This is a genomic window from Microcoleus sp. CAWBG640 (assembly GCF_020883015.1).
GTDB classification, from domain to species: domain Bacteria; phylum Cyanobacteriota; class Cyanobacteriia; order Cyanobacteriales; family Microcoleaceae; genus Microcoleus; species Microcoleus anatoxicus.
Genome location: NZ_JAHRFC010000017.1, coordinates 91,921 through 105,589 on the forward strand (window position 1 = coordinate 91,921; position 13,669 = coordinate 105,589).

Annotated in this window: 12 protein-coding genes and 2 pseudogenes; 8 read left to right on the top strand and 6 right to left on the bottom strand. The window is 44.9% G+C overall.

Translation table 11 applies throughout. The features are described from left to right. Positions 1-25: 25 nt before the first annotated feature. The 7 genes and pseudogenes from AAFP11_RS11565 to AAFP11_RS11595 all read left to right on the top strand — a co-directional run bounded on the left by AAFP11_RS11565 (position 26) and on the right by AAFP11_RS11595 (position 6,711). Positions 26-517, top strand: a complete 492-nt coding sequence (locus AAFP11_RS11565; RefSeq protein ID WP_341737202.1) for a DUF1036 domain-containing protein — start codon at positions 26-28, stop codon at positions 515-517. 12 nt (positions 518-529) lie between these two features. Then, positions 530-1,627 (top strand): hypothetical protein, encoded by a 1,098-nt coding sequence (locus tag AAFP11_RS11570; RefSeq protein ID WP_341737203.1) that lies wholly within the window; start codon positions 530-532, stop codon positions 1,625-1,627. Between the two features lie 244 nt (positions 1,628-1,871). Continuing rightward, a pseudogene (locus tag AAFP11_RS11575) lies at positions 1,872-2,276 on the top strand (patatin-like phospholipase family protein); the annotation flags it as partial. Positions 2,277-3,883: 1,607 nt separating this feature from the next. Continuing rightward, a complete protein-coding gene (locus tag AAFP11_RS11580) occupies positions 3,884-4,444 on the top strand; it encodes a hypothetical protein (protein ID WP_341737204.1) in 561 nt (186 codons plus the stop codon). Positions 4,445-4,581: 137 nt separating this feature from the next. Further along, positions 4,582-5,796 carry a glutathione S-transferase family protein gene (locus AAFP11_RS11585; RefSeq protein WP_341737205.1) on the top strand — a complete coding sequence of 405 codons (1,215 nt, stop codon included), beginning with the start codon at positions 4,582-4,584 and terminating at the stop codon, positions 5,794-5,796. 148 nt (positions 5,797-5,944) lie between these two features. Then, entirely contained in the window at positions 5,945-6,319 is a 375-nt protein-coding gene (locus tag AAFP11_RS11590; protein WP_341737206.1) for a DUF433 domain-containing protein, read from the top strand. Beyond that, complete coding sequence (locus AAFP11_RS11595; protein ID WP_341737207.1) at positions 6,316-6,711, top strand: ACP S-malonyltransferase; 396 nt, start codon at positions 6,316-6,318, stop codon at positions 6,709-6,711. Before AAFP11_RS11590 ends, AAFP11_RS11595 begins: the two co-directional genes overlap by 4 nt. A gap of 89 nt (positions 6,712-6,800) precedes the next feature. Here AAFP11_RS11595 and AAFP11_RS11600 read toward each other — a convergent pair whose 3' ends face one another. The 5 genes from AAFP11_RS11600 to AAFP11_RS11620 all read right to left on the bottom strand — a co-directional run bounded on the left by AAFP11_RS11600 (position 6,801) and on the right by AAFP11_RS11620 (position 12,707). Beyond that, positions 6,801-7,484 carry a hypothetical protein gene (locus tag AAFP11_RS11600; RefSeq protein WP_341737208.1) on the bottom strand — a complete coding sequence of 228 codons (684 nt, stop codon included), beginning with the start codon at positions 7,482-7,484 and terminating at the stop codon, positions 6,801-6,803. Between the two features lie 587 nt (positions 7,485-8,071). Next, entirely contained in the window at positions 8,072-8,482 is a 411-nt protein-coding gene (locus tag AAFP11_RS11605; RefSeq protein WP_341737209.1) for a putative toxin-antitoxin system toxin component, PIN family, read from the bottom strand. Further along, on the bottom strand, positions 8,472-8,699 hold the full coding sequence (locus tag AAFP11_RS11610; protein ID WP_333196283.1) for a hypothetical protein: 228 nt from the start codon (positions 8,697-8,699) through the stop codon (positions 8,472-8,474). Before AAFP11_RS11610 ends, AAFP11_RS11605 begins: the two co-directional genes overlap by 11 nt. Positions 8,700-8,871: 172 nt before the next feature. Further along, positions 8,872-11,286, bottom strand: coding sequence for an EF-hand domain-containing protein (locus AAFP11_RS11615; protein ID WP_341737210.1), 2,415 nt, complete (start codon positions 11,284-11,286; stop codon positions 8,872-8,874). 191 nt (positions 11,287-11,477) lie between these two features. Next, positions 11,478-12,707, bottom strand: coding sequence for an HhoA/HhoB/HtrA family serine endopeptidase (locus AAFP11_RS11620; RefSeq protein ID WP_341737211.1), 1,230 nt, complete (start codon positions 12,705-12,707; stop codon positions 11,478-11,480). Positions 12,708-13,053: 346 nt separating this feature from the next. On the opposite strand from AAFP11_RS11620, the gene AAFP11_RS11625 reads away from it, so the two are divergent. Continuing rightward, a complete protein-coding gene (locus AAFP11_RS11625; RefSeq protein ID WP_341731234.1) occupies positions 13,054-13,407 on the top strand; it encodes a metal-sensitive transcriptional regulator in 354 nt (117 codons plus the stop codon). 59 nt (positions 13,408-13,466) lie between these two features. On the opposite strand, the pseudogene AAFP11_RS11630 reads toward AAFP11_RS11625, so the two are convergent. Next, positions 13,467-13,669: pseudogene (locus tag AAFP11_RS11630) on the bottom strand (RNA-guided endonuclease TnpB family protein); the annotation flags it as partial.

Consider the following 13,669-nt stretch of genomic DNA (forward strand, 5'->3'; position numbering starts at 1 on the left):
CTTGTAAGACTTGGGAGAGAGAGCGATGTCAAAAATTAATTTAGCAGTTTTGAAATGGTCTACATCTATAATTGTTGGCTCGACATTTTGGGGTTTAAATCTATTGTTTCCTTCAACTGCAAGTGCTTGGTTTGATGTGTGTAATAAGTCAGGCGATAAAGCTTCTGTTGCCTTTGCCTATCTGGAAATAGATGCAGCCGAATCAGATATTTTTGGCAACACTCCACCAAGACGTTCTAGAGGCTGGACTACTGAAGGATGGTGGAAGTTAAATTCTGGTGAATGCGCGAGAGTATATCCCCATGAGCTTAACAAAAGGAACGGCATTTACTATGTATACGCAAAAGCTGAAGAGGGAGGAGAATGGAGCGGTAAAAATAGTTTTTGCACAACAAGTAAAGCTTTTACATTAGCTAGAGCAGACAGACAATGTGAAGGAATAGGTAGAGTATGGCAAAAATTTGTCGAAGTCGATACGGGTAATGCCAGGAACTACACTTACAATTTAGGAGATTAAAAGAGGATAATTATGAGGATTAAATTCAATTTAATCGTAGCTAAAATATGGATGAGTTTACCAAGTACAATGCTGCTTTGTCTTGGGATTTCAAGCATAAATTTATTGGGTTTTTCAAAAGCTCAAGCTTTTCACCCTTGTCCGCCATTACATAGAGCTGAACACAAAGGCCCATTAGGATCGATACCTGTATGTGTGCCAACACCGCCTCCTATAAGTATTCCAACTAATCCGACAGAAGTTTCTGAGGAGACATGGGGACAAGCTGGCGCAGTAGGATATCAATCGGCTTCTGATATCATGCGTGCAAAAAACGGTGGCAGTCAAGGATTGTATCAGAGCCAAAAGATATACTTGCGCCCTCATTTTGGTGACTTAGTTGATCGCGTACAGGTTGTCTACAATGCTCAGATGATGGATACTTGGTCAGCATTTGGTCAAGAAATTCGCCTAGGTGGAGTAGAATCGGCGGCTCAAACCTATTGCGATCGCATCTATGTTCGTGATTCGTACAATCCCAATGATTTCAACCAAGTTATTTTACTTGCTCATGAGCTTACACACTCTAAACAGTGTGAAAAATTAGGAGGTATGACACAGTTTGGATACCATTACTTTAGAGAATACAAAAAAGGTGGACAAAATTATCAAAATAATACAATGGAGAAGGAAGCTGAAGCTTTTCAGGAAAAATTTGCAGGCTGGCTTTCTGGAGAGATAGCAAGCCAGAACCAAAGCAGTGATATATCAGTCAGTCTGGGTAATGGAAAAGTTATCAAATATTTTCGGAATAATGGAACAGGTACTCTTGTTCGCCAGGATGGTGGAGAAATTATTCAACGATATTCTGGTTGGCATAAGAGTTGGGATCAGATTGTTGCTATCAGAACAGATATGGTTCTCTTCTACGATCGCGAGGCTGGAAAAGGTGAGATATACCGTATCGAACCTCAAGGAAACTTAACATTCCTTTATCGTTACGATGGTTGGCGCAAAACTTGGAGAAATATCTCAAGTTTAGGAAACAGTAGAGTTAGATTCGTGGATGATACTAATCATTCAGAAATTTACTCGGTTAACGATCAAGGAGTTTTTTCTGATGCTAACTAGGCGATCGCTCTTGTCTCAGTTGGATAAAGAAAATGCGATCGCAAGTTTCACGAACCCAAAAAAGCGAATCCCGTCAATCAAAGTTGATTTAGCTAGCTAACTACTCAGTTAGAGAGTTATTGAACTTAGATTTATTCAATAATTTATTAGGGTAGCCTCGACCTATTCTCAAGCAAACATTTTTTTAAAAAGGAGAAGTCAAATGCCAACAGAGTTTTTGAATGCAACTGAAGAATCAGAGTTTATGGGTGATAAACAAGAAGAATGTGATTTAGTCATGAAAGGGGGTGTGACGAGCGGAATTGTTTATCCACCGATTGTCCTAAAGCTGGCGAAAAAGTATCGATTTCGCAGTATTGGAGGAACCTCCGCAGGAGCGATCGCCGCCGCAGTTACAGCAGCAGCAGAATACGGACGGGACACGGGAGGCTTTCCAAAGCTCAAGGAGATCAGCGACCAACTTGGTCAAGACAACTTCTTACTCAAGCTATTTCAACCTTCCCAAGAAACCCAACCATTAATGGATACCCTGTACGCTGTTTTTAGCGAGACGAAAAAACAAGAAGAAACGGAAAAAACCAACCATAAAAAGCATAAAAAACTAAGTCCGCTGCAAAAATTCTTGGGCTTTTTCCAATTTGCTCGATTTCTTCGCGAAACTTTTCGCTCTAAACACCAGAGGGTGTTCGCACTCGGATCGCGTAGAGGCTTAGCCATCGGTTTAATCCTGGCCTTCTTGCTATCAGGGTTCTCTTTTCTAGTATTTTTTTTAGTGGCTCACTTTACGGGTGGTAGTTTAAGCGGATGGAGTTTTATTATACTCTTGTTGCTACTGAGCGTATCATTTGCTTGGATAGGGCAGTGGATTGGTAGTTTGGGTGTTGGCGTCTACGATCTGTACGGCATCCTCACTAAAAAAGTGCCGGGTCACTTTTTTGGAATGTGCAGTGGGCGAAAAAACAATCCCACATCTAAAGATCCGGCGCTGACCGATTGGCTGACTGCCACAATCAACTATGTTGCCGGAATCGATGAAAACGGTGAGCCACTTACTGTTGGCCAGCTAAAGCAAAAGCGCATTAACCTCAAGCTGGTGACATCTAACCTGAGTCACAATCAACCCTATATACTGCCTTTCAAAAACCACGCTTTTATTTTTAATCAGGAAGAGTTTTCCAAGCTATTCCCGTCGAACGTCGTAGAATATATGACGCGATGTGCTTACCCAAGCAAAAGCATGGAGTTGCCTAAAGGTTTTCATTTCTTGCCTGAAGCGGACAATTTGCCAGTGGCAGTCGCGATGCGGATGAGCCTCAGCTTTCCTATATTAATCGGTGCAGTTCCTCTCTACACAATTAGTAAGGCTGACTTCAGACGCAAACAAGGCGAAGAAAAACTTAAACTTACCAAGGAGGATTTGCAACGGAACTGGTTCAGCGACGGAGGAATTTCTAGCAACTTTCCGCTCCACCTTTTCGATGAGTGGTTGCCAATTCGCCCCACGTTTGGAATCAACCTTACCTCGTTGCAGCCCAACGCATTTAAGGACAAAAATAAGACTCAAATAAAGGCAGATGCTATCAGCGTCGTTACCAATCCAGCTCCAGAAAACCTTGGCGAACAACTAGACACGTTGGATGTGAATAGAAAGGAACTGTATGAGTCAATTATACTTGCCAAGGCAAACGATCGCCCAATTCAATTGTGGGCAGAAATTTCTAATCTGAGCGATTTTATCCGGGCAATTTGGCTAACAGCGCAGAACTACCGCGACAACACCCAGTCAATGCTGCCAAGTTACAGGGAACGGGTGGTGCAGGTTTGTTTAAGTGACGATGAGGGTGGACTGAATTTGTCTATGGACGATAAAACTATCCAGCGAGTGATATGCAAAGGAAAGATAGCTGGAGAAAAAATATTAGATGATTTCAACTTTGAACATCATAAATGGGTTCGTTTTCAGATACTAATGGGACTACTGGAAACTGAACTAACAAAGATGGAACAGGTGTTGCAAGACAATAGTTTCAACTGCGAGACGCTGGTGAAAGAGCAGCAGGATGAAAATGAGCAGCAGGATCAGAATGATAAATATCCATACCGTCGCTCCGAGGCTTGGTGCGAGGAAGCATTGGCTCGCGTCAAATATATGCAGGACTTTGTGAAAGGTTGGGGTGATGTGTCTCTTATTGACAAAAAGACTCCACGCCCCAATCCTGTACTCCGAGTGACACCGGAACTTTAGGAGGCAAGAAAATGCAATTGTGGCATCCACTTCATTTAATCCCCAGTGGTTTAACTGATTGGCTAGTATTGGGACTGTTGGTTGCTCTCACTTTGGGATTGGCACCAAAGACAAACCAGCGATCGCTCAAACCCCCCGGTAAAGCTTCCTGGAACATTGTTTCTCTTGAATTGGCAGGCAATGAGGAGAAAGCTAGCGCGATTATTGCCTCCTGGGAGAAGGGGGAAGTCAACGATGCTTTAAGCAGCCTGTACTGGGATAATTTCTTTCTACTGGCTTATTCAACAGCGATCGCATTAGGCTGTGTAATGGCTGCTGATAAGCTGCACGCGCCTGGAACTTGGGAGTATAACTTAGCAATTCTACTGGCTTGGGCGCAATGGCTGGCAGCGCTACTGGATCGAACTGAAAATTTCGCGCTTGAGAAAATGCTTCGCGGCGCTGTAAAAAGTCCCTGGCCTCAGATTGCTTGGTGCTGTGCTATATCCAAGTTCATCATCGTTTTTGCAGGGCTATGCTATGTAGCGATCGCAGTCATTATCGCGATCGTTGCTCTCCTAAAAACCTATTGATTTCAGTAGGAATGGTGTAGCCAGTAACAAACATCAGCCAATGGCAAATTTGCCATTGGCTTTTGGACGATCGCGACTTAGAAACGATATACATTTAGTCTATATTTCTGACCACCATCATCCGCACTAATTCACCCATGACATCCACCGCCACGATCGCCACCCCCCTAAGCTGGACACAACTAGAATCCCTCACAGACTTTGAAGTCGATCGCACCAACGGCCCCACAAACGCCCAATCCCGGTTGCGCCTCTTCGGAAAAACCGAATCCGATGTGCGAGTCACCCTATACCGCGACAACCACGCCTGGTGTCCCTACTGCCAAAAAATCTGGTTGTGGCTAGAAGAAAAACAAATCCCCTACCGCATTGAAAAAGTTACCATGTTCTGCTACGGGGAAAAAGAAAGTTGGTACAAGCGGAAAGTGCCATCGGGAATGCTACCCGCGATCGAGCTAGACGGCCGCATCATCACCGAAAGCGATGATATCTTAATCGCCCTAGAACGAGTCTTTGGCCCCTTGAGTTTGGGTATGGAAAACCCGAAAGTCCTTCCCCTGAGACGACTGGAAAGACTGCTATTTAGAGCCTGGTGTACTTGGCTGTGCTACCCAGCAAATTCAGCCAAAGCAGAACAACACAACCGCAACCAATTTATCAGCGTCGTCGCCCAAGTTGAAGCAGCCTTGGCTAGCACTCCGGGGCCTTATTTCCTCGATGAATTTGGCACGGCGGATGTCATCTTTACGCCCTACGTCGAACGGATGAATGCCAGTCTTTACTATTACAAAGGCTACTCCATGCGGGAAGAAAACCCGCGCTTTGCGGACTGGTTTGCGGGGATGGAAAGCCGATCGACTTATCGCGGTACTCAGAGTGACTTTCACACCCATGTACACGATTTGCCACCTCAAATGGGCGGCTGTTTTGAAAACGGGGAACCGCAGATGTTACTCAATAAAGCCCGCGTGGATAATGGGCCTTGGGCTGGATTACCGGATGTTATGTATCCAGAACCGGAAACCTCGCGCGCTGAAGCACTCCACCGCGTTATTAAGCATCACAGCAACATTATTAAAGTCAATCCTGCGGATGACAATTTATTTGATGAGGCTTTGCGTTGTGCTTTAACTTTGATGATGACTGGTGAAGTTTGTACGCCGCCTGTTGGTTCTGATGGGGCTTTGCGGTATTTGCGCGATCGGGTGAATGTGCCCCGCGATATGTCGATTTACGCGGCGAAGCGGCTGAGGGAAGCGTTGGAGGAAACGGCGGCTTTGGTGGGCGATTCGCAAGGTGCTCCGATTCTCTTGAAGAATCGGCGAGATCAAGATCCGGCTAATTTTTTGTAGTGTTAATCCGTAGGGTGCGTCGCTGCGAGATTTTGGATATAACTTGCAGATTATAGATGGCGACGCACCCTACTTGCTACAAATACGACATTACAAATTTGTGAGGTACTATGAGATTATTTACTAAGTTGTTTCAGAGGCTATAGATATGGTTTCAGTATCCAACAACCAACCAACAATTATTCGCACAGAGCGCGGACTGACAATTTCAGGTACGCGCATCACTCTCTATGATGTCATGGACTACCTGACGGCTCAATATCCCCCGAAGTTTATCCGTTCCTTGTTTGACTTAACAGACGATCAGATTAACGTTGCTTTATCCTACATTGAGGCAAATCGTGCAGAAGTCGAAGCAGAATATCAAATTGTTTTAAGGCAAGCTAAGGAAATTCAGCATTACTGGGAAGAACGCAATCGCGAACATTCAGCCCGCGTTGCAGCGATGCCACCCAAACCCGGTCGAGAGGCTCTTTGGGCAAAACTTCAAGAGCAGAAAGCCAAACACGAACTAGAAGCATGAATTTTCTTATAGATCACAATCTGGGAGGTCATGCAGAGATTTTATTGGGCAATATTGCGAGTCAAGGTTGGTTAAATCTACTCCCAATTCGTTTGGTGACTTTCAAGCAGATGAATTTGTCGATCGACAGTAACGATCGAGTTGTTTGGCGACTTGCTCAGGCAAATCAGATGATCTTGCTTACTGCAAACCGCAGCATGAAGGGTGAAGACTCCCTGGAACAGGTGATCCGAGAAGAAAATACAGTGGATTCCCTGCCTGTGATTACCATTGGAGATGCCGATCGATTTTTAGGCGATCGAGTCTATCGAAATCGTTGTGTCGATCGTATTCTGGAAATCTTGCTGGATATCGAAACCTGGATGGGCGTTGGTCGTCTTTTTGTTCCGTAAGGTGAGCTAATAAGTAAGGCAGTGCTGCTAGCCGAACAAGCCAAAAAAACTGAGTTTCCAACACTATCGAGTATTTTTTATGAAAGTATCTATCTCTTTGCCTGATGAGCTAGTGCGTTACATTGACGATCTCTATCTGATGGAATTGCATTATTTTTTATATTATTCAGATGTCCTTGCACTCGATCTGGGGACGATTGAGTTTGATTGTTACTCTGCATCGCCTGTTTACGTCGAGATTGTATCTGTATTTGTTCTTGCTTTTTTACTTCATTTCGCTTACGGATTTGATCATCATAAAGTTGCTTCAACTCATCTTTGCGAACTTGTCCAACCACAACAATTGTTATGGAATCTAGCCATTCAGGAAGGGCTCGATCATGATTGCACCATAGTTGCTCAATATAAGCAACTAAACTGTCTCGTTGCTGCTTAGGAATGTCTTGTGGCTCTAGCCAGATTTTACTGACCTTTTCGCGATCGCTATTATCAACTTCGTACCAAAAATTCATCTCCAACGAACCAGCATCTAATTCTTTTGCCAGATTGGGGTAATCACGCTTGATATTTGTGATGTGAAACCAAACATTATTTCCAAGTCGTCGATTAGCGGCCCTAAATGTGCGGCTTACAAAGCCGAAGCCCCTTACTGTATCGTATTTCTGAACATGACCAAATTCGACTTCCACTATCAACTGTTTCTGAGTCTCAGAAGTAGCCCCTTCAAACGCCGTCTTAATATCTTCATCAACTTGAATCGTAATGCTTGCCATAGTCCTTATTAATCCTTTGAATATATGCTCTCATTAATTATGGCATAGTGACACCCCAACCCTCAAGCTCAAAATCTACTCTTCACTCCTAGACTGGGATAAACACCCCATCCTCATTTTCTATGAAGATGCGAAACCCCAAGGTGTAGGGACACGGCAGTAGGGACACGGCACTGCCCATTAGTGTCAACTTAACGTCAAACCCAGTCAGAGAGTGTTGTTTGACTATTAAATCTAGATCCCCCCTAGCCCCCCTTAAGAAGGGGGGGACAGGAGTCTTCTCAAAGTCCCCCTTCTTAAGGGGGATTTAGGGGGATCTGGACTAGGATATAAACGAGATTTTTCAAGGCTTTCAGGCTTAAGTTGACACTAATGGGCACTGCCGTGTCCCTACTTCTCTCGATTCTCTCACTCGCTTCGACGCTACAATCTACGTTATTACCGACTTACCCCATCCCACCATTCCCACTTTCTCACCCCAAGAACCCCACCTGATTCAAACTATTATTAATTGGCTACAACGCACTGTTTTAGAAACCTAACCTATAAAGTCAACCCACCCCAACTACCGCTAAATCAACTTACAATTAACTAAATCTATCAATAAACATATCTGGAGTAATAATTTCTATTGATTGAAAAGGATTTAATACCAATAAATCCAAATCACCCGTAACAATTACATTGGCATTACCACTAACAGCCAACTCTAAAAACTTATTATCTTTTTCATCTCGACAAATTGCAATTTTTTCTGTAATAGAGACTAACTCGGACGCGCTGATAAATTTAAGCAAAAATACCTGCCTGTCTTCTAAAGAAAGATACTTATTAAACTTTTTCCGATTCAAAACTTGCTCTAATTCATTTAAAGTTGCTTCAGAATATAAAATTATTCCTTGATTTTCTGCTAATTCAATCGCCCGAAATGGGACTGAATTATTAAACAGTAAAGCACTGATTAAAACATTCGTATCTACGACAAATCTATTCGTCATTATCATCTGCTAAAATTTGTTGTAAAATCTCTGGCGTTAAGCCTCGCTGTTGTGCTTTGTCAGAAATTTCTGCCATAACTTCAGTTAAACTTTTATTGTGTAAATTCCCTCTCAAAAACAATTTAACAATGTAGCTCAACTGTTTCTGAGTCTCAGAAGTAGCCCCTTCAAACGCCGTCTTAATATCTTCATCAACTTGAATCGTAATGCTTGCCATAGTCCTTATTAATCCTTTGAATATATGCTGTCATTAATTATGGCATAGTGACACCGCAACCCTCAAGCTCAAAATCTACTCTTCACTCCTAGACAATGATTTAGGATTCCTATAGTTTTTTATAATCGCTAAAAAGTTAAGCTTTAAAGCTTAACTTTTTACTCACTAATATCTAAGCAACCTCTACAAACACACCGCTTCGAGCAAACTCCTCTTCTTCAGGACTAAAGACGGGAGCTCGATCGACAAGATCGGGGTCAAAGTAATATGTCTCTTGTAGGAATTGTCCGGTGACGATCGCCTCCTCCAACTCCTTGATATAATCTTGGGCAACTAAGCAGGCCTCCTTGATGCCTTCCTCATCCCGCTTATCCAACAGTTTTTGCAATGTTGCTCTCACCCCAGTCAGTCGTGCCGATGGCTTGAGCATACCGTAGAGCCGGTACATTCGATCGGTCGCAATGCTAATGTGTTTGAGGGCTTTGGCTCGTGCTAGCTCAGAGTCAATGCTGGGCCAATAACGGGTGGTATAGAATGCTTTCTCATCCTTGTGATACCACTCCTCCGATCGCGCAATCGATGAAGAGACTGTATTGTGCAACTTCCAGAAGAATAAGCGCAGGGAAGCGCCATCTACTACGGTGGACAGCTTGGCCTCCATTGATACCTCAAAGTTATTCAGACGCGGGTCGCGCCCAAGCACAAGGTACTCTACAGGGTACATTTCCACCTCCTTATTCTGCACGACATAGGCGTTGAGGTGGTGGCGGCAGTAGGGGCAGGGATACATAGTGGCAAACAGCTTGAAGAAGTCCTTGAAGAAGGCCACCAGAGTTGTTTGCTGTTGGGGGGTCTTGGTAGAGACGATTTCAGCCGTAGTGTGGAAGAAACGCCACACCGCAGGGCCAATATAGTAAGGGAAGCTGACGCGCATTTGTGAATTCTTGATTTCACTGCGATCGATATACACATCGATAAACGACACATATTGCGAAAGTTCGCCAGACTCGCGCCCAAACTCCATGCGTTCGCGTCGTTTCTGTACCCCATTTAGATAGTTGTGCGTCAAGCGCCATGCTTGTTTAAGCATCAGCTTTTGTTTTGGAGCGCATTTGGGAAAGCTTTCTACAACATCCGCCCCATAGCGCCCAAATTCCCCTGACGTTTTAGTGGCTTCGTACCACTGGTTTAAAGCCGCTTCGTCAGCCACCGTGTTCAAGGGGATATCTGCTGCGGTACAGACGCTAAAGGCAGCCAGCAACTTCGGCGTAAAGTCTTCATACCAATAGGCCACTGGCATCATCGCACCATCTATTGCTTCTGAGGCATCCGAGAGGATGACGCGGTTCCACTTCTTCAGGTACTCTTTGGGATCTCCCTCGGATTGGGCTGGTGGCGGTGCCATTTCCTCACTCAGTTCCATTTTCCGCAGTCGGTTGAGTTCGTTGATGGCAAGCACACCCTCGGCGATGTCGCGCAAGTTGAGACTCTTCTTTTTGATGGTGATTGCAAACTCGACTCCGGCGGCAAACTTCTCCTTGGCGCTGGCAGATTTACCCCGCGCTTCCAACATGGCTTTTTGTTCTGCCAACATTTCTGGAGTTTTTTCGATCGTCTTCCAGTTCTTGATCCGAGCCTCTAGTCTGGCATATTCATCTTCGATCGACTTCACTACTGCATCCAGTAGAGGGTTGCACGCAGACTCTACGATACCTAATCCTTTATAAAGGGCGATCGCACTTCTGACAAATTGCACAAAATCAACGATTCTGTATGGCAAGTTTCTCACGCGCAGGTGAGTCTGGTGGTTGGCGGAAAAACTCTCGCGGAAGCAGCGGTAGGCTGCTCCCTGGATCAGACGAAACAAACCAATCTGCATCTGCAAGCGGGACGTACCCCGCTTCTCCTCAGTTTGTGGGTGTTGGGCGAGTAGTTCTTTTAGCCGCGCTATTTCTGGATCGCTATCGTCTGTGGTTGCTTCTTGTAGATTAGGTTCAATCGTGGCAGAAGCAGCCTCGTTGATAGCAGTTGCTGTACTGGCGATCGCCGCCGCTGTACTATCAGAAATCTCGGTTGTCTGTGTACTGACAATCGGAACGGGCGAGTCTTGATATCCGGTTGTGAGCTCTGACTCATCCGGTACCAGTTTGCAGAATTCCTCAAAGTCAATTGAGGCATCGCCGTCATGGTCTACCTCTTTGATGATCTCATCCAGCTCTTGCTCTGTCAGCCCAAACTGGCTCATCACCCCCTGCATCTCGTCTCTAGTGATTTGACCGCTGCCATCTTCATCAAATACACTAAATGACAGTTTGAGACGACTCTGGCGATCGCCTTGCTGGGACACCATCAGCATTTTGAATTCCTCAAAATCGATACTGCCCGACAAGTCTACGTCCACTTCCTTGATCATGTCGCGCAACTCGGTTTCGTTAGGACTCTGCCCTAGCGATCGCATCACTTGACCCAGTTCTTCTGATGAAATAGCACCGCTCCCGTCCGTGTCAAATACTTTGAACGCTTCCCATAACTTTGCCACCTCTTCTTCTGTCATGGCTTTTTTTTCAATATCCACAGATGTCATCACTAAATCCTCCCTGAGTTTTTAATTGGCTATCTATTGATTGTGACCAATATACTTTAATTCCTGATGACTTACGCAACTGTAACAAACGATCGCATAACTCTGCATAGTTGCCAGCCCCGTAGCAATGGTTGGGCGTTTTAGTTGTTGAATTAACTGTTGGCAAGCCAACAGTTGCCCCCTTCCCCTTCGAGTTAAAAATCCCTCAATTGAGCCGTTTGAACAACAACATCTTTCGTCAAAGAACCTCGCCGCACTTTCAGTTTCAAACTTTGACCGATTTGGCTATTTTCCACCAGATTTTGCAACTTTGCCGCCGTCGTGACAAATTCGCCGTCAATTTGGACGATCGCATCTCCCTTGCGAATTCCCGCTTTCTCAGCAGGCGTATTTGGCACAACTCGCATCACTAACACCCCTCTCACTTCCGGTATCATCAAAGGAGCATTTGGATCGGCATTATTCTCTCTAGCAATTTCTGGAGTCAAATCAATCATTTGAATTCCCAAAAATGGATGACTGACTTGTTCTCCCCGCGCTAACTGTGCGTAAATAGCTTTGGCTTTGTTGATGGGAATTGCAAAGCCAATACCCATTGCATCGGCTCGAATCGCTGTGTTAATTCCAATCACTTCTCCTGAACCGTTTAACAGCGGGCCACCAGAATTGCCGGGATTGATGGCTGCGTCTGTTTGAATGAAATCGAGGCGCTTGTCGGGAATACCTACGGCTGCGCTCGATCGCTTCAAGGTACTGATAATTCCCAAGGTGACGGTATTATCAAATCCTAGGGGGTTTCCCACGGCGATCGCCCAATCTCCCACTTTCACCGCATCAGAATCTCCCAAAGCTGCTGTCGGCAAATTAACACCCTTAGTATTAATTTTGACAACCGCCAAATCTGTCACCTCATCCGTACCTAACACTTCTCCCGGAAAAACGCTCCCGTCATTTAAGGTGACAGTCACTCGATCGGCTTGATCCACTACGTGAGCGTTGGTTAACACAGTCCCGCTTTTGTCGATCACAAAGCCGGAACCTTGACCCCGCAAGCGTTCTTGTCTGGGGCTTTGGGTAGGGAATTCGTCTCCAAAAAATCTGCGAAATAACGGATCTTCCATGACTGGATCGAGGTTGCGGCTAACAGTGCGCTCGGTATCAATTCGCACCACTGCTGGTCCGACGCGATCGACTGCTAGTGTCACAAAACTATTGTTGCTAGCAGTCGCCGGGAGTTCTGTCCCTCGGAGTGCTAATAGTTGGGAAGGTGAGGCTATGGATTTGGTGGCGGGTTGGAAGTTACTTGCAGATGCTGATGCGGGGCTGATTGTCCAAGCCTGTAGGGCGATCGTAATTCCTAAAAATACGCGCAACAGCGAAGACACCATTCGGGGTGCTGGGCGAAAAAACTTGAGTATTCCCATAGCGTTAATTTTATGCTAGCTGAGTTAGTTGGGTGCTGGAGTTCTGGTGCCGAGTCAATCTGCTACTAGGAACTCCCACATATATTTTGCCAAATTGTCAGCCCCTTCGGAGCAACCTTTGCTTCGAGGCGTGGGTTAGAATACATGAAGTCAGTAATACCAATTTAATGTGAAGTTGCATATATCCCGATCCCCCTAAATCCCCCTTAAAAAGGGGGACTTTGAATTCTTGCTCCCCCTTTTTAAGGGGGCTGGGGGGATCAAATTCTATGCACCCTCATGAAAAATTGGTATAACCCTGCACAAACTCAAGATATTCTGAATTCTAACTATTAAATTTTTCCTCATGATCCTATCTGATACTTCTGCTGACCCATCTTTGCCCTCAAATTCTCACCACCATCACGATGGTGACTCTGCTCACCCTCACCATCACGATGAAGAATCCATGCGACGGTTGGTGAATCGCTTGTCTCGGATTGAGGGACACGTTCGTGGAATTAAAACTATGGTACAGGAAAATCGCCCCTGTCCTGAAGTTCTAGTACAAGTTGCTGCGGTTCGAGGAGCCCTCGATCGCGTTGCGAGAATCATTCTTGACGAACATTTAACTCAATGTATTGGTAGAGCTGCTAAGGAAGGTAATATTGATACGGAAATTGAAGAGTTGAAAGCTGCTTTGGATCGGTTTTTGCCTTAGATGCAGACAATTTCAATATCAAACAAGTGACATACTCCCACATCAAATCTGATTACAGATTATGATGTGGGCTTCTTAACAGCCCGATGAAGGGTATGTAAGATTTCCTTGATGGTACTGTTATCCATAGTTCCTACTATAGAAAGATTCCCACTAGGGCGTTTTATACTGGGGAAAATGTCCAACCCCAGTCTTTTTAGGTTAATCGCAGCATTAAGATCGCGATCTACCATCAAAGAATTTTGCTCGTCCCAATACTCTC